This is a genomic window from Arthrobacter sp. ATA002 (assembly GCF_026898095.1).
In the GTDB taxonomy this organism is placed as follows: Bacteria; Actinomycetota; Actinomycetes; order Actinomycetales; family Micrococcaceae; genus Arthrobacter_B.
Genome location: NZ_CP114015.1, coordinates 2,023,408 through 2,040,313 on the forward strand (window position 1 = coordinate 2,023,408; position 16,906 = coordinate 2,040,313).

Annotated in this window: 12 protein-coding genes and 5 pseudogenes; 12 read left to right on the forward strand and 5 right to left on the reverse strand. The window is 66.9% G+C overall.

The window, feature by feature from the left end; translation table 11 throughout:
- Position 1: 1 nt before the first annotated feature.
- The 12 genes and pseudogenes from prcA (at position 2) to OL239_RS09980 (ending at position 13,515) form a co-directional block, all read left to right on the forward strand.
- Positions 2–801 (forward strand): annotated as a pseudogene (gene prcA, locus OL239_RS09925) (proteasome subunit alpha).
- Positions 801–2,161 (forward strand): annotated as a pseudogene (pafA, locus tag OL239_RS09930) (Pup--protein ligase). Before prcA ends, pafA begins: the two co-directional pseudogenes overlap by 1 nt.
- Positions 2,162–2,894: 733 nt before the next feature.
- A pseudogene (locus OL239_RS09935) lies at positions 2,895–3,245 on the forward strand (FKBP-type peptidyl-prolyl cis-trans isomerase); the annotation flags it as partial.
- A 125-nt stretch (positions 3,246–3,370) separates the two neighbouring features.
- Positions 3,371–3,766, forward strand: coding sequence for an FKBP-type peptidyl-prolyl cis-trans isomerase (locus OL239_RS09940; protein ID WP_268908810.1), 396 nt, complete (start codon positions 3,371–3,373; stop codon positions 3,764–3,766).
- 360 nt (positions 3,767–4,126) lie between these two features.
- The gene (locus OL239_RS09945) at positions 4,127–5,788 is read left to right on the forward strand and encodes a helix-turn-helix transcriptional regulator (RefSeq protein ID WP_268908811.1); all 1,662 of its coding nucleotides are present in this window, start codon (positions 4,127–4,129) and stop codon (positions 5,786–5,788) included.
- Positions 5,730–5,996, forward strand: coding sequence for a WYL domain-containing protein (locus OL239_RS09950; protein ID WP_268908812.1), 267 nt, complete (start codon positions 5,730–5,732; stop codon positions 5,994–5,996). Before OL239_RS09945 ends, OL239_RS09950 begins: the two co-directional genes overlap by 59 nt.
- A gap of 95 nt (positions 5,997–6,091) precedes the next feature.
- Positions 6,092–6,388: a hypothetical protein gene (locus OL239_RS09955; protein ID WP_268908813.1), complete on the forward strand. Its 297-nt coding sequence runs from the start codon at positions 6,092–6,094 to the stop codon at positions 6,386–6,388.
- A gap of 32 nt (positions 6,389–6,420) precedes the next feature.
- Positions 6,421–6,732 carry a Sec-independent protein translocase subunit TatA gene (tatA, locus tag OL239_RS09960; RefSeq protein ID WP_268908814.1) on the forward strand — a complete coding sequence of 104 codons (312 nt, stop codon included), beginning with the start codon at positions 6,421–6,423 and terminating at the stop codon, positions 6,730–6,732.
- 46 nt (positions 6,733–6,778) lie between these two features.
- Positions 6,779–7,645, forward strand: coding sequence for a twin-arginine translocase subunit TatC (gene tatC, locus OL239_RS09965; RefSeq protein ID WP_268908815.1), 867 nt, complete (start codon positions 6,779–6,781; stop codon positions 7,643–7,645).
- 9 nt (positions 7,646–7,654) lie between these two features.
- Positions 7,655–10,503, forward strand: a pseudogene (locus OL239_RS09970) (DEAD/DEAH box helicase).
- A 136-nt stretch (positions 10,504–10,639) separates the two neighbouring features.
- Positions 10,640–12,283 carry an amidohydrolase gene (locus OL239_RS09975; protein WP_268908816.1) on the forward strand — a complete coding sequence of 548 codons (1,644 nt, stop codon included), beginning with the start codon at positions 10,640–10,642 and terminating at the stop codon, positions 12,281–12,283.
- A gap of 504 nt (positions 12,284–12,787) precedes the next feature.
- Positions 12,788–13,515 (forward strand): annotated as a pseudogene (locus OL239_RS09980) (polyprenol monophosphomannose synthase).
- Between the two features lie 108 nt (positions 13,516–13,623).
- Here OL239_RS09980 and OL239_RS09985 read toward each other — a convergent pair.
- The 5 genes from OL239_RS09985 to OL239_RS10005 all read right to left on the reverse strand — a co-directional run bounded on the left by OL239_RS09985 (position 13,624) and on the right by OL239_RS10005 (position 16,889).
- Complete coding sequence (locus OL239_RS09985) at positions 13,624–13,977, reverse strand: RNA polymerase-binding protein RbpA (protein ID WP_268908817.1); 354 nt, start codon at positions 13,975–13,977, stop codon at positions 13,624–13,626.
- Positions 13,978–14,201: 224 nt separating this feature from the next.
- On the reverse strand, positions 14,202–15,245 hold the full coding sequence (locus OL239_RS09990) for an SPFH domain-containing protein (RefSeq protein WP_268908818.1): 1,044 nt from the start codon (positions 15,243–15,245) through the stop codon (positions 14,202–14,204).
- A 102-nt stretch (positions 15,246–15,347) separates the two neighbouring features.
- Positions 15,348–15,875 (reverse strand): NfeD family protein, encoded by a 528-nt coding sequence (locus tag OL239_RS09995; RefSeq protein WP_268908819.1) that lies wholly within the window; start codon positions 15,873–15,875, stop codon positions 15,348–15,350.
- 168 nt (positions 15,876–16,043) lie between these two features.
- Complete coding sequence (locus tag OL239_RS10000; RefSeq protein WP_268908820.1) at positions 16,044–16,199, reverse strand: hypothetical protein; 156 nt, start codon at positions 16,197–16,199, stop codon at positions 16,044–16,046.
- Positions 16,200–16,379: 180 nt separating this feature from the next.
- Positions 16,380–16,889: a putative RNA methyltransferase gene (locus OL239_RS10005; RefSeq protein WP_268908821.1), complete on the reverse strand. Its 510-nt coding sequence runs from the start codon at positions 16,887–16,889 to the stop codon at positions 16,380–16,382.
- Between the last annotated feature and the right edge of the window lie 17 nt (positions 16,890–16,906).

The following is a 16,906-nucleotide window of genomic DNA, read 5'->3' on the forward strand; positions in this document are numbered from 1 at the left end:
CATGACCCAGCAGTTCTATGTATCGCCCGAACAGCTAATGAAGGACCGGGCGGATTTCGCCCGGAAAGGATTGCCCGGGGCCGTTCCGTCGTCGTCCTCACCTGCCGCGACGGCATCGCCCTTGTCGCGGAGAACCCATCGCCGTCGCTGCACAAGCTGGGCGAGATTTACGACCGGATCGGATTTGCCGCCGTGGGCAAATACAACGAGTTCGAGAGCCTGCGTCAGGCCGGCGTCCGGTACGCCGATGTGCGCGGTTACTCCTATTCCCGGGAGGACGTTTCGGCCCGCGGGCTGGCCAGCGTCTATGCCCAGAGCCTGGGCTCGGTGTTCACCACGGAGGGGAAGCCCTTCGAAGTGGAACTCGCCGTGGCCGAAGTGGGGGCCGAGCCCTACGCAGACCACCTGTACCGCCTGACCTTTGACGGATCAATCGCCGATGAAAGCAATTTTGTGGTGATGGGCGGGCAGGCCGAGGTGGTCCGTGAAGCCCTGGCCCGGACCTGGAACCAGGACACCGGGTTTCCGGAAGCAGTCCGCACCGCGGTCGCCGCGCTTTCCGCTACCCGCGGCCGCCCGGAACAGACATCCGGATCCGGGGTCAACGTCAACGGGGACGGATCGTCCGGTTACGGCGGCAGTGAGGCCGCAGCGGGCGAGCCCGAGCGCCTCGGAGCGGGACTGCTTGAAGTGGCTGTCCTGGACCGGTCTCCGCTGTCCTCCCGGGGCACTGTGCGGGCGTTCCGGCGAATCAACACTGTCGAGCTGGACCGGCTGCTGTCCGGGCCGGAGGGAAACTGATGGACCGCAGAATCTTTGGTATTGAAACCGAGTTCGGCATCGCCTACTCCGGCCCCGACTCCCGGCCGCTGTCCCCGGAGGAGGTGGCACGCTACCTTTTTCGGAAGGTCGTCAGCTGGGGCAGGTCCTCCAACGTCTTCCTGACCAACGGTTCCCGGCTCTACCTGGACGTGGGGTCGCACCCGGAATATGCGACGGCGGAGTGCGATGACCTGGCGCAGCTCGTGGCGCACGACCGGGCCGGTGAACTGATCCTGGATGACCTCGTGGAGGAGGCGGAGGACCGGCTGCGGGCGGAGGGGTTCAACGGCAGCGTCTATCTGTTCAAAAACAACACCGATTCGGCTGGAAATTCCTACGGAAGCCACGAAAACTACCTGATTCCCCGGCGGCTGGAATTCTCGCGCCTGGCCGAAATCCTCATCCCGTTCCTCGTGACCCGGCAGCTGCTGGTCGGCGCGGGGAAGGTCCTGAAAACGCAGTCCGGCTCGCTGTATGCGTTCTCCCAGCGTGCGGACCACATCTGGGAAGGAGTGTCCTCCGCCACTACGCGGTCACGACCGATTATCAATACCCGGGACGAACCCCACGCCGATGCCGAGCACTACCGCCGGCTGCATGTGATTGCCGGGGACTCCAACATGTCCGAAACCACCACGCTGCTGAAGGTGGGAAGCGTCGACCTCATGCTCCGCCTCATCGAATCCGGGGCCGTGATGCGGGACCTCCGGCTGGAAAACCCGATCCGCAGCATCCGCGAAATCTCCCACGACCTCACCGGCAAAATGCCGTTGAAGCTGGCCAACGGAACCACCATCACCGCCCTGGAACTGCAGCGCGTCTACCTCGGCCGGGTCCAGGAATTCGTCGCCGCGAACGGAGAGCACAACCGCCACGTCGGCCGGGTCCTCGACCTGTGGGAACGGACCTTGGACGCCATCGACAGCGGAAACTCCTCCGGCATCGACACCGAGGTGGACTGGGCGATCAAGAAAAACTCGTGGACCGGTACGCCGTGCGCCATTCGCTGGAGCTGACCTCCCCGCGCCTGGCCCAGATCGACCTGACGTACCACGACATATCGCGCAGCCGCGGCCTGTTCTACCTCCTGCAATCCCGGGGCGAGACGGCCCGCGTGGTCGAGGACAGCCACGTGAAGGAGGCCGTGGACGTTCCGCCGCAGAGTACCCGGGCGAAGCTGCGCGGCGATTTCGTGCGCCGGGCCAAAGCCGCCAACCGTGATTTTACGGTGGACTGGGTGCACCTGAAGCTTAACGACCGGGCGCAGCAGACGGTGTTGTGCAAGGATCCGTTTGCCGCCGTCGACGAGCGCGTCGAGGCCCTGCTGGCGACACTCTAGGGCAGCGGGGACGCGCCCTTACCCGGCCGCCCTGCGGGCAAAGTTCCTGTTAACGGCTGTCCCAAGGCAGCACTCAGGCAGAAACGCTAGGCTGGATGCGACCGCCCGCGCCGGCGACCCCGACAGAACCGGGGAACAGCCGCGGGCCCATCTGTCCACCACTGAAAGAAGTACTGTGCGAAAAGTACTAGCCGTAAGCTTGTCTTCCCTGCTCCTGATTTCCGCCTGCTCCGGCGGGGACACCGGCACGGCGGGCAAATCCGCAGGCCAGTCCGGAGTATTCGACTCCGTGAAGGTCAACGTCGAGGACCAGGAGACTGCGCCCGAGGTTGAGTTCGATGCTCCCCTGGACATCACCGAAAGTGCCGCCAAGATCGTGTACACGGGCGACGGCGAGACCGTTGCCGAGGGCCAGAGCATCACGTTCAAGTTCGTGGCGCTTAACGCTGAAGACGCGACCGTCCTGGGCGACTCTTATTCGCAGGCTGCTTCCATGCTGCCCGTGAACGACCAGCTGAAGGAACAGGACCCCGTGCTGTACGAGGTCCTGCTTGGCGCCAAGGTGGGGTCGCACATTGCCTACGCCTTCCCGGATGCGCAGGCCGCTGCCGCCGAGGGCGAAGAGGAGCAGCCGACGCAGGTTATGGTCCTGAGCGTCCAGAGCGCCCAGGACACCGTGTCGATGCTCTCACCGGATGAAGCGGCGTCCCGCAACGCCGAGGGCAGCCTGCTGATGAGCCCTGAAGACGTGGCGAAACTGGACTCCGACGGCAAGCTGCCGGAGGTCACCTTCGGCGAGGACGGCGTCCCGTCGATCACCGTTCCCGAGAACGCCGAGGACCCCGACAAGCTGATCGTCAAGGTCCTGGAAGAGGGCGACGGCGCGGTTGCGGGGGAAACCAGCACCGTGAAGGCGAAGTACCTCGGCGTTTCGCTGCGTGACGGCGAAACTTTCGATTCCAGCTATGAAGGCGGCGAAGCGCTCGAGTTCGGTCTCGACAGCGTGATCTCGGGCTGGACCTACGGCCTCGCCGGCCAGAAGGCGGGATCCAAGCTCCTGCTGGTCCTGCCGACAGAGCTGGCCTACGGCGATCCCGCCGGCGGCTCCGCTCCGTCCGGGCCCTCGTGTTTGTCGTGGAGCTCGAAGAAGTCAAGTAGCGTTAGAACCGAAAACAGCGTCAATGCGGCACTGCCGCAGCGAGGAGCACCATGTCATTTGGTAAGCGTGAATACGACCGCCAGAAGCCGGAGATCGACTTCCCGGACCACGAAGCCCCCACGGAGCTTCGGATCGAAGACATCGTGGTGGGCGACGGTCCCGAGGCCAAGGCCGGGGACACCGTTTCCACCCACTACGTCGGTGTCGCCTTCTCCACCGGCGAAGAGTTCGACGCATCGTGGAACCGCGGCACTCCGCTGGACTTCCGCGTCGGCGTCGGCCAGGTCATCGAAGGTTGGGACCAGGGCCTGCTGGGCATGAAGGTCGGCGGCCGCCGCCGGCTTGAAATCCCGGCCCAGATGGCCTACGGCGACCGCGGTGCCGGCTCGGCCGTCGCCCCCGGTGAGTCGCTGATCTTCGTGGTGGACCTGCTGGGCGTCCGCTAGCCCTTCACCGCACAGCAAAAGGCGGGTCCGCAGCTGCACTGCAGCCGCGGACCCGCCTTTGCTGTCTTCCCGGCCGCACGCGGAGCACGCCGGAGCCCACCGGAGCCCGCCGGACGGACGGGTGTGTGCCGCGGCCGGACGCTCCGCCGGACGCCGTGGGCGCGGTAGATTGGCTACCGTGTCCGCCAACAGAACCGAACGACTCCTGACCCTGGTCATCGTCCTGCTGTCCACCAGCCGGGGCTTTACCAAGCACGAACTCTTCGAGGAAATCGAACTCTACGGGGAAGCCCCGTCCACAGCCGCGCGCGAGAAGCTCTTCGACCGGGACAAAGCCTTCCTGCGCGAGCAGGAATACCGGTGGAGTCCTACAGCGAGGAAACGCTGTACGACTCCGACAACACCGTGCGCCGTTACCGCATCCGAGCGGACGCCTACCGGTTGCCCGGAGTGCGCTTCACTCCCGAAGAATCCGCCGTCCTCGCCCTGGCGGCAAGCATGTGGGAACAGGCGTCCCTGGGTTCGGCGGCAGCGCGGGCACTGCGCAAGCTGCAGGCCCGCGGCGTGGTGGCCGAGGCTGCCGCCGCCAGCCCCCTGCAGCCGCGCATCCGCACCAACGACCCGAACTTCGACACCGTATGGAAGGCGACGACCACCCGAACCCCGGTCTCCTTCGGCTACCGGCCGGCAGCACGCTCCCGAAGCGCCGCAGGACAGGGGAAAGCGGCGCGCCGGCGCAGCACGCAGCGGCACCTCCAGCCGTGGGGAATGGGCAGCCGGTTCGGCCACTGGTACGTGGTCGGATGGGACCTGGACCGCCGGGCCGAACGGTTCTTCCGGCTGTCCAGGATTACGACGCCGGTGGTGCTCGGGGAGGGCAGCTACGAGGTTCCGATCAACTTCAGCATTGAAGAGTCGCTGGCTTCACTGGACCGGGTGTTCGCGCCGGTCACGGCCGAGGTGGAAGTCCGGCAGGGGAGCGCCGCGGAGCTCCGGCTGCGCGCCGGCACGCCTGCGGTCCCGGCTGGGCGGCCGGGCTGGGAGGCGCTGACCCTCACCGTGTCCGACCTGGACGCCCTGGCGGCGGACACCGCCGGGCTGGGGGCCAGCGCCGCCGCCGCCGGCCCGGCCGAATTCCGGCAAAGCACCGCCGAGCTGCTGCAGCTGTCCCTGGCCGCCCAGCTTCGGCCCGTGCCGTCCTTCACCCTGGGCCGGCGCACCCCGGTTCCGGCGTCCAGTTCCACAGCCGCCCAGAGCCATCTGGCCCGGCTCCTTGACCTGGTTCCCTACGTCCTGGGCAACCAGGGGGCGGACCTTGAACTGACGGCCCGCCGTTTCGGGGTCAGCGCCGCACAGCTGGCCAGCGACCTGAACCTGCTGTTCGTCAGCGGTCCGCGCCACTATCCCAACGGTCTTATGGACGTGAACTTTGAGAATGGCCAGATTTACATCGACAATGCCGCAGACCTCTCCGAGCCGGTCCGGCTGGGGATGGATGAAGCCGCGGCGCTGATCGTCGGCCTGGAAACGCTGTCCACGCTGCCCGGCGTGGGGGAGAACCCGGCCCTGGCCGGCGCCCTGGTGAAGCTCAGCGAAGCGGCCGGGGAATCGGGCCGGGCGGGCAGCGCCGTCGCGGCCCGGCTCGCTGAACCCGATGCCGGTGCCGGTGTCCTGGACCAGCTGCAGCAGGCCATCACCGGACGCCGCCAGCTGGACCTGCGCTACCTGGTGCCCAGCCGGGATGAGGTCACCGACCGGACCGTGGACCCGCGCCGGCTCTTTTCCGTCAACGACCGCTGGTACCTTGAGGCCTGGTGCCACCGCTCCGAGGCCGTGCGCAACTTCCGGGTGGACCGCATCCACCGCGTCACCGATTCCGGTCCTGCCTCCTGGCAGGACCGGACCCGGACAGCTTTCCCCCGGGCCTTTTCCGGCCCGGGCCCGGGACGAACTGGTGACCCTGGTGCTGGAACCTTCGGCCAGCTGGGTGGAAGGCGCGTACGACGCCGGCCGCCGGGCTGATCTGCCCCGCGGGCGCACGGCGGTGGAGCTGCGAGCCGGCAACACCCGCTGGATCCCCGGATTCGTCGCCCGGCAGGGCGGCAGTGTGACGGTGGCCGCCCCCGAGAGCCTGCGCCGGGAAACGGAGCGGTGGCTCCGCAGTGCGCTGGCGAACTACACCGCGCCCAACCCCACGCCTGAGCCCGGTGCCGCGCCTGAGCCCGGCTGACCCGCCGGCAGGGCGATGCCGGCCGGTGCGGCCGGCCGGACTATGCTGGAGTCATGCCTTGGTGGTCCTGGATTTTGATATGGTCGGCGCTTGTCGTGGCCGCAGCAGCCTTCTACGCCCTTGTGGGGTGGCGGATTTTCCGTAAACTCATGTCGGTGCTGCGTGAGGCCCAAGCCGCCGTGTCGGGGCTCGCGGTGGCAGTTCCGCCACCCGCAGCCGACGCCGCAAACGCCCCCGGCCGGGAGCTCGGAATCTTTGCGGACCCCGTCCAAGCAAGGGCCCGCTACGAAGAAGGTAAAGAGGAACGCAGGGAAGTGCGGCGGGAACGGCGGATCAGCCGTCGGCTGGCCCACGGCCAGCCCCGCGCCCTGCGCGACTTTCCAGGACTCTGACGTAAACTACTTCAAAACGAAAGGACACCGGCATGGGTAACATTCAAGGCTGGCATATTATCATTCTGGTTGTTTTGGCTCTGCTGCTCTTCGGGGCGCCCAAACTTCCCGGCCTCGCCCGCAGCCTGGGGCAGTCCCTGCGCATTTTCAAGTCCGAGGTCCGGCAGATGAAGGACGACAATCCCTCAGACACTGCCTCCGGCGACCCGGTTGAGGGACGCATCGTGAACAACCCGCCCGCTGCCGGCACTCCCGGAACCGCAACCCCGCACGCTGCACCGCACGCGCCGGGCACCGGCGGCACCGACCAGCGCCCCGCGGGCAACCCGCCCACCAGCCTGTAACGGCCGTGGCGCTGACCAAGGGCGCAAATCCAACCCTGAAGGGCGGATGGCCCTCAAGGAACACCTGCGGGAAGCCCGCAACCGCCTGTTCAAGGCTGCCATCGCTATTGCTCTTGGAGCGGTGGCGGGGTTCTTCCTGTACATGCCGGTTTTCAATGCCCTGACGCGTCCGGTCCTCGATGTGGGCAACCAGGAGGGCCGCTTCGCGACCATCAACTTCGAGGGCGTGGTCACGCCCTTCGACCAGATGGTCCAGGTTTCGGTGTTCATCGGAGTGCTGCTCTCCTGCCCGGTGTGGCTCTACCAGCTGTGGGCTTTCATCACGCCCGGGCTCAAGACCAAGGAACGGCGCATGGCCCTCGGGTTCATGGCAGCATCGGTGCCGCTGTTCCTGGGCGGCGTGCTCCTGGCCTGGATTTTGTTGCCCAGCGCCATCGAAGTCCTTACGGGTTTCACCCCCGAGGGCAGCGCCAACGTGATCACGGCCACGGTCTATCTTGCCTTTGTGCTGCGGCTGCTGCTGGCCTTCGGTATTGCTTTCCTGATTCCCGTGGTGCTCGTGGGCCTGAACATGACGGGCATCCTGCCGGGCAAGCTCATCCTCAAGTACTGGCGGATCACCATCTTTGTGATCTGTGTGTTCGCCGCCATGGCCGCACCCGGTGGCGATGCCCTCACCATGTTCTACATGGCGGCTCCGCTGCTGGTGCTGTTCGCCGTGGCGGTGGGAATCTGCCTGCTGAACGACAAGCGCCGCGCCCGCAGGAACGCGGCCCGCGAGGCGGCGGTCGGAGAATCAGCCGACACGGCCTCCTCCTGGAGAACCTCTAGCCCGCACGGCGGCCCCGGCAAAGTTTTCGCCCACCGCGGACCCGCGGGCGGGAGGACGCAGCCGGCGCCGGGCAGAGTCTAGGCTGGGAGCATGACTTCCCCGTCGGAGCGGTACCTGGCCGCGAAACAACTTGCCGAACATTCCAGGACCCAACTTGCGGTCTTCGAGCAGCAGCTGGGTTTCGAGCTGGATCCTTTCCAAATCGACGCGTGCCGGTCCGTTGAGGCCGGCCGCGGTGTTCTCGTGGCCGCCCCCACAGGTGCCGGCAAGACCGTGGTGGGGGAGTTCGCCGTCTATCTGGCGCTCGGCCGCGGACTCAAAGCCTTCTACACCACCCCGATCAAGGCACTGAGCAACCAGAAATACCTCGAGCTCGCGGCGTCCTACGGAGCGGAGCGCGTAGGCCTGCTGACCGGCGACACCAGCATCAACCCGGACGCCGACGTCGTCGTGATGACCACGGAAGTGCTGCGGAACATGCTGTACTCCGGTTCCTCCACGCTGGATGAGCTGGGTTACGTGGTGATGGATGAAGTGCATTACCTGGCGGACCGCTTTCGGGGCGCGGTCTGGGAGGAGGTCATCATCCACCTCCGGTCCGACGTCCAGCTGGTGTCCCTGAGTGCGACAGTGTCCAATGCCGAAGAGTTCGGGGCCTGGCTCGACACCGTCCGTGGGGATACCGACGTCGTGGTTTCCGAGCACCGCCCCGTACCGCTTTGGCAGCACGTCATGGTGGGCAGGGAGATCATGGACCTGTTCGAGTCCGATGTCTCGTTTGACGAAGCAGCCGCACCCGCGCAGCCGGCGGGAATCCAGGAGCGCTACCGCGTGAACCCCGAACTGCTGGAACTGGCCCGTGCCGAGTCCCGGATCAACCAGCGCGGCGGCGGACACTGGGGCGGCTCCCGCGGGTCGTCGCGCGGAGGACGCCGCGACGCACCTCGCCGTGGACACGGCGGACCGCCGATGAGCCGGATCCCCAAGGCCTCCCGCCCCGCCGTCATTGCCCAGCTGGACAAGCGCGGGCTGCTACCGGCCATCACCTTCATTTTCTCCCGCAACGGCTGCGACGGCGCCGTCCGACAGTGCGTCGATTCCGGCCTGTGGCTGACCACCGAGCCCGAGCGGCTGGCCATTGCCCGCATCGTGGACGAAGCATGCCAGGACATCCCCGACGACGACCTCGAAGTCCTGGGTTTTTGGACCTGGCGGGAGGGACTGATCCGCGGCTTCGCCGCCCACCACGCCGGCATGCTCCCCACCTTCAAGGAAGTCGTGGAGCGGCTGTTCACCGCCGGGCTGGTCCGCGCCGTTTTTGCCACCGAAACCCTGGCCCTGGGGATTAACATGCCCGCCCGCACCGTGGTGCTGGAAAAACTGGACAAGTTCAACGGTGAAGCGCATGTGGACATCACGGCAGGGGAGTACACCCAGCTCACCGGCCGGGCGGGCCGCCGGGGCATCGACGTCGAGGGCCATGCCGTGGTGCTGTGGCAGCCGGGAACGGATCCGGCCGCCGTGGCGGGTCTGGCCAGCCGCCGGACCTATCCGCTCAATTCCAGTTTCCGTCCGACGTACAACATGAGCATCAACCTGATGGCACAGTTTGGCCGTGAACGGTCCCGTGAAATCCTGGAATCGTCGTTTGCCCAGTTCCAGGCTGACCGGTCGGTTGTCGGGCTGGCGAAGCAGGTCCGGTCCCGGGAGGAATCCCTCACCGGCTACGAAAAGGCCATGACCTGCCATCTGGGGGACTTCACCGAATATGCTGCGCTCCGCCGGGAGCTCTCGGATGCCGAGGCGCAGGCCTCAAAGTCGCGCGCCCGGGACCGCCGGTCCGCCGTTGCCGCGTCGCTGGACGCCCTGGCTCCGGGCGACGTCATCCTGATTCCCGGCGGGCGGAACTCCGGATACGCCGTCGTGCTTCCGCTCGATGCCCAGCCCAGCCGGGAGGCGCGGACAACGGTGCTGACCGAGGACAAGCAAATCCGCCGGATCACCGCGGCGGAGCTGGACGGGGCGGTGGAAGCCGTCTCCCACATCCGGATTCCCAAGTCGTTCAACTCACGCACGGCGAAGGACCGCAGGGATTTGGCTTCGTCCATGCGCAATGCCCTGCACGACCACCGGCCGCCGCGGCCGGCGGCGGCACGCGGCGCCCTGCACGCCCACGGCGCCGACCGGCGGGAGCGGGCCATCACCGAACTGCGCCGGCAGCTGCGCGCCCACCCGTGCCACGGCTGCAGCGACCGGGAAGACCACGCCCGGTGGGCTGAGCGGTGGTGGAGCTGCGCCGCGAGACGGACAACCTGACGGCCCAAATCCGCGGCCGCACCAACACCATCGCCAAGACCTTCGACCGCGTGTGCGACGTGCTGGAACACTACGGCTACGTAGCCCCGGACGACAGCGGCCGTTCGGCCGTGACGCCGGCGGGGCAAAAGCTGCGGCGTATCTACGGCGAGAAAGACCTGCTGGTCGCGCTGACCCTGCAGCACGGCGCGTTCAGCGAGGTTGATCCCGCGGAACTCGCAGCGCTGGCCACCGCCCTGGTGTACCAGGCCAAGCGCGAGGAGCGGGGCGTTCGCCCGAGGCTGCCCAGCGTGTCCCTTGAAGTGGCCATGGACATCATCGTGCAGCAGTGGTCCCGGCTCACCGACATTGAGGAAGCCAAACGGCTGCCCCAAACCGGGGAGCCCGAGCTGGGCCTGGTATGGCCCATGTACAAATGGGCCAAGGGCAAGCACCTCCAGCTCGCACTGAACGGCACCGAACTGGCCGCCGGCGACTTCGTCCGGTGGGCCAAGCAGGTGATCGACCTGCTGGACCAGCTGGCCAAGGTGCAGGATCTGCCCGACGGCCTGCGCCGGCGCTGCATCGACGCCATCGGACTGATCCGCCGGGGCGTCGTCGCATACTCCGTCGTCAGCGAGTAACCGTACGTGGACTTCCGCCGCCCGGGCGGGCGGCGGAGTCCGCCATGAACCCCGTCCGGAACCGGACACCGGAACCCGCAGCGCTACATCCGTACAGCACCAACTCCGTACAGCACTAAAGAAAACAGGTGAGTCCTTGAACGTCCAACCCCCTGCTGCCGCCCCGCAGCTGACGCTTTACCGCAACGGGTCCGTCTACAGCGCCGCAGATCCGTTTGCCACGGCCATGCTGGTGGAGGGGGACACTGTGGCGTGGGTCGGCTCGGAGCACGCGGCAACCTCCCTCCAGGATGCACGGATGACGGTCGTGGATCTGCAGGGCGCCTTGATTACTCCAGGTTTCGTGGACGGGCACGCCCACGTCACCGAAACCGGAGCCGCGCTGTCCTCCCTCAACCTGAGCACTGCCTCGTCATTGGCCGAGCTCCTCGAGCTGGTGGCGAAGGCAGCCAACGGCACGGAGGGACTCATTTCGGGATACGGATGGGATGAGTCATCCTGGCCCGAACGCCGGGTGCCCACAGCTGCGGAACTCGACGCCGCTTCCGGTTTCCGCCCTGTCTATCTGGCCCGGACCGACGTCCACTGCGCCGCCGTATCCGGAACCCTGGCCGCCGCCCTGAAGCTGGCGGAGCACGACGGCTGGGATGACGGGTTCGTGGTGCGTTCGGCCCACACCGCGGCCCGCACGGCGTCCCGGTCCCTGGACCTGGCCCAGCGCTCCCGCTACCAGCAGGCAGCCCTGAAGCACGCTGCCGGTCACGGCATCGTCGCGGTCACCGAAATGGCTGCGCCGCACCTCTCCCCGGTTGAGGACCTGCGCCAGCTCATGGGACTGGAAGGCTCGCTGGGAGACACACCGCTCCCGCAAATCCTGCCCTATTGGGGGCAGCTGGTTCAGACCGAGGCGGAACTGGCCGACGCCACGGCACCCTTTGAGGGCAGGCTGATCGGTCTGGCCGGTGACTTGAACATGGACGGGTCGCTGGGGGCCCGGACCGCGGCCCTGCGCGCTCCATACACCGATGCTCCGGACACCAGCGGGACCCTGTACTTGAGCGGCGAGCAGGCCGGCCGGCACCTGGAACTGGTAACCCGTGCCGGGCTCCAGGGCGGTTTCCACGTGATCGGCGACGCCGGCCTGGACACGGTCCTTGCCGGCCTGCGGATAGCTGCCGAAGCCGTGGGCGAGGACCGCATCCGGGCCGCCCACCACCGTATGGAACACCTCGAACTGGCCGACGACGGCGCTGTCGCCGAACTGGTCCGGTTCGGGGCTGTCGCCAGCATGCAGCCCGGGTTTGACAGTGCCTGGGGTGGCCCCGGCGGCCTCTACGAGCAGCGGCTGGGAGAGCGCAGCGGGGCCATGAACAGGTACGCGTCCCTGCTCTCGGCCGGCGTGATGGTGGCCCTGGGATCCGATTCGCCGGTGATTCCTATGACACCCTGGTCCGCGGTCCGCGCTGCCGTCTCCCATTCGAATCCTGCCGAACGGATTTCCGCCCGTGCCGCCTTTATCGGGCACACCCGCGCTGGCTGGCGGGCCGCCGGGGCCGGGAACTTCATGCTCGGCCAGCTCGCTCCCGGTGCCCCTGCCTCGTACGCGGTGTGGGAAGTCGAGGAACTGATGGTGCAGACCCCCGAGGCCAAGGGGGCTGCCTGGAGCACGGATCCGCGGGCCGGAACCCCGCTGCTTCCGGCCCTGGACACGGGGCATGAGCCCCGTTGCCTGCTGACCGTCCACGACGGTGTCGAACTCTACCGGGCGGTAGGTTTCTAGCGCAGAGAGCAGTTCTGCCGGCTCGGTTTTGCCTGCCTGACCTGCAAAGACGAGGAACGGCCCTAGTCAGGGACTTATTGACACATTCCCGACAGCACGTAGGCTAGGGGAATCGCAGGCGGTGTTCGGGGAACCGAATCCGCTGCGCCGGAAAGAATCAGCACACCGCGCGCTGAGCCGTTCGCGTACTCAGAGGCGGAGGCCAGGTATGAACCAGGTACCAGGCACGCAGTGCGCACCAGGGCAGGCTTGACCGTCAGTAGAAAACAGTCCCGGCTTAGGCCGGTTCTGGCCCGAAGGCGGAAGAGCCTGCCCTTGTGTGCGGCGGATGAGTACTCGGACGCCGGGCCGGGGTCGCTGCGCCCGCGCGGCATTTTGTGTGACCGGCACAGCACGTGAGCTGGGCATCGCCGGAGACCTCCTCCCATATACTGGGAAGTCTTGCCGGGGTGCCCACCCCACAGGCTGCGTCTGCGCAGCCTATCCCGAATGAAAGGCGAATGCGTGCGCGTCCTGACCATCATCCCGACCTACAACGAGATCGAATCCCTCCCCAAGACGCTTCAGCGGCTGCGGACGGCGGTGCCCGACTCGGATGTTCTGATCGCGGACGATAACAGCCCGGACGGCACCGGCGCCTACGCCGACGGGATCGCCGCCGCTGACCCGCGCGTCCACGTGCTGCACCGCAAAGGCAAGGAGGGGCTGGGAGCGGCGTACATCGCCGGTTTCCGCTGGGGGCTGGAGCGTGACTATGACGTCCTCGTCGAAATGGATGCTGACGGTTCCCACAAGCCCGAGCAGCTTCCCCTGCTCCTGGAAGCAGTGGAAGCCGGTGCAGACCTGGTCATTGGCTCCCGCTGGGTATCCGGCGGATCGGTCGTGAACTGGCCCTGCACCGCAAGATCCTGTCCCGGGGCGGAAGCCTGTACTCGCGCCTGATGCTCGGCATCGGCGTCCGCGACATCACGGCCGGCTACCGCGCCTTCCGGCGCACCACACTCGAAAAGCTGGACCTCAGTGCCGTTGAATCGGTGGGATACGGCTTCCAAGTGGACATGACCTTCCGTGTCGCCCGCCTGGGGCTGTCGATCCGCGAAGTCCCCATTACCTTTGTCGAACGCGAGTTCGGTGCGTCCAAGATGAGCGGCAACATCGTCTTTGAAGCGATGGCCAATGTCACTAAGTGGGGACTGGCCGCGCGCTGGAAGAAACTGACCCGGCGCGGCTAGCCCCGGCTGAACGACGAAGGAGGGCGGATGCCGTACGGCATCCGCCCTCCTTTTATTGTTTAGTGCCCCACTGCGCGGGCCCCGATGACCGGGGCGCGCGGGAAAGTGCTACTTGGAAGCTGAAGTACGTTCCCCGCGCCGTTCCCGCAGGATGGTGAGCCGGTCCTGGAGGATCGTCTCCAGCTCGTCGATGCTGCGCCGTTCCAGCAACATGTCCCAGTGCGTGCGCACCGGCTTGTCATTGCTGGTGTCGGGCTTCTCGCCGTCAACCAGGAGGGCTTCCTTGCCGGTCTTGGATACCCAGACCGGAGGAACGTCGGCCTCGGCAGCGAACGTCACGAAAACCCGTTCACCGTCCTCGCAGCGGTATTCCACCCGCTGGCGGGGAGCCGGCTCGACACCGGATTCAGTCTCCATGCTCTGCGCGCCGAGGCGCATACCCCGCAGGCTGCGATCGCTCATCTTTTCTCCCTCTTCAGTCCGAAGGATCCCGGGGGATCCGTCTGTAGTGCTGGTGGTGCCGTTCCGCCCACTGATGTCAACGCCGGTTCAGCGCCAAATGTTCCGGTGCGGCGTCCGCGCCCGTTTTCAGCGGTCCGCTCCGGGGCAGACCCCGGCAAACAACCAATTATACCGGCCCTGACAACCCGTGCGGACCAGCACCCCGCGGATCAGCGCTTCCAGCCCTAGGCGTCGGGGGAGTCAGCCAGCGTCGGCCCGGCTGGTGCTGCAGCCGCCGGTGCCTTGGCCGGTCCTGATCCCTTGGCCGGCACCGATCCGTTGGCCGGTGTCGATCCGCTGCCCGCCGGTGTGCCGGACGGGCTGCCGTTGGCGGAGGGCATGTCGGGAACGTAGTTCCCCAACGCGCTCCCCACACCCTTGAGGGCTTCCCCAAGCTCGCTGGGTATGATCCACATCTTGTTCGATGTTCCCTCGGCCAGCTTCGGCAGCGTCTGCAGGTACTGGTACGCCAGCAGTTTCTGGTCCGGATTTCCCTTGTGAATAGCTTCGAACACCTTGGCGATTGCCTGCGACTCACCGTCAGCGCGCAGGATGTCGGCCTTGGCGTCACCCTCGGCGGCAAGGATGGCAGCCTGGCGGCGGCCTTCCGCGTTCAGGATCTGGGCCTGCTTGGTGCCCTCGGCCGTCAGGATGGTGGCACGGCGTTCGCGCTCGGCACGCATCTGCTTTTCCATGGAGTCCTGGATCGACAGGGGCGGTTCAATGGCCTTCAGCTCGACCCGTGACACCCGGATGCCCCACCGGCCGGTGGCTTCGTCCAGGACGCCGCGCAGCTGGCCGTTGATGCGGTCGCGGGAGGTCAGGGCTTCTTCGAGGTTCAGCCCGCCGACCACGTTTCGCAGCGTGGTGGTGGTCAGCTGCTCGACGGCGTGGATGTAGTTCGCGATTTCATACGTCGCGGCACGGGGGTCGGTGACCTGGAAGTACACCACCGTGTCGATCGACACCACAAGGCTGTCTTCAGTAATGACCTGCTGCGGCGGGAAGGAGACCACCTGTTCACGGAGGTCCAGCAACGGCAGCAGCCGGTCCACGAACGGAATAAGAATGGTTAGGCCCGGATTGAGCGTGCGCTGGTACTTACCCAGCCGTTCAACGACGCCCGCGCGGGCCTGCGGGATGATCTTGACCGATTTCACCAGAATGACCAAGACAAAAATTATCAGGACAGCCAGAATGATGATGAGGCCGGTAGCTCCGGAACTCATGTTCCCCCTTCAGGTTTTGGCAGGCCCGTCCGGGCCCGGCCGTGTTCTGTGCCGGCGGCGGCTGCCCCCGGTCGTTGGCCGCCGTCGCCGGCGGTGGGTCTGTCAGCGCTGGTCGCTCTCCCGCCCATCAGCCCATCCCTCCGACGGACGGGGGTCTGACGAATGGGCCCCTGCGGGTGCCGGCACGACGACGGCGGTTGCGCCGTCGATCCGGGTAACCAGGGCGGGCGCTCCCGCAGTGAGGCTGGAGCCGTCCGGTGTCCGTGCCGTCCAAATGTCTCCGCCTATCTTCACGGTTCCCGTGGTGCCGCTGACGGCTTCCAGGGCCAGGGCAGGTTCGCCGATCAGGCGTTCCACGTTGGACCGCTGGTCCCGCGGGCCGCGTTCCAGGTGCTTTAAGGCTATCGGGCGCACCAGCACGATCATGAGCAGCGCCACGATGCAGAAAACGACCACCTGCAGGAACAGCGGTGCGCCGAAGAGTGCCGCGAGCATGGCCCCCAGGGCGCCCACGGACAGCATCGCGAAGAAAAGGTCCAGGGTCAGTGTTTCGACGGCGGCCAGTCCCAGGAAGAGTACGAGCCAGACGGCCCATCCGTAGTCAAGCAGCCATTGGTATACGTCCTGCATGTGGGTTCCCTTCGGCTCCGCCGGCAAGGGACGGCGGGCGGTTGTGCGGGCGGTGTTGTCCATTGTGCCTGAAAAGGCGCCGGAGCTGTCACTCATACACTGTTGCCGACTATAACGTTTAGGCGCCTCTTTTCGTGCCCCACATCATACTCCGTGCTGCCGGGGGAGTCAGGCGGCGCGGAAGAGCTGCAGCGAAAATGCGGCCGTGACCGGGACCGTGCCGGTGATCGGTGCCAGTGACCGGGTGAGAGTTTCCGGGTTCAGGTGCCGGGCCGAGGGGCCCATGAGCGCTGCGTTGCGGATATCCGCGGCGGAGAGCTGCATCGGGTAGGTGCAGTGCCGGGTTTCGACCGGATGGAAATGCGCTGCCAGGGAGCCGTTGACCCGGGATTCTTTTCCCCGCCGATATCCAGCATGCCGGCGAGAGCGCGGATTTCCCTGAGGTGTTCCGGCTGGGGAGTGACCACGGCAAGACTGCCGCCGCGGGGGAGTACGCGGTGGAATTCAGCAGCGTTGCGGGGAGCAAAAACGTTCAGCACCGCGTCCACCGATGCATCGGCCAGCGGCAGGGCCGCCATACGTCCCATACCAGGCAGGCGGCCGCGGGCAGCGTCCGGCGGCGCGCCGCAGCGCGAACTTCGAAATGTCCAGCGCCACCGCAGCTGCGCCGGGCAGTTTTTCCGTGACGGCCTGCAGGTAATAGCCGGTGCCGGCGCCGGCGTCGAGCAGTGTCCGGGCCGCGGGGGCCGACGCTGCCACCAGCCCTGCCAGCTCCTGCGCCATGGGAAGGTAGTGGCCTGCTGCGAGGAAATCGGCGCGCGCCTGGACCATCTGAGCGGTGTCGGCCTGGAACTTCGTTCCGCTGCCGGTCAGCAGGTTGAAGTATCCCTGCCGGGCGGCGTCGTATCGGTGCCCCAGACCGCAGGCGAGCGACGGGACACCTCCTGTTTCAGCGGCGGCGAGGGGATTCCGGCAGACAGGGCACAGCAGCAGCGGCAGGGGAGCGGGGGGCATCTTTCCATCTTAGGTGT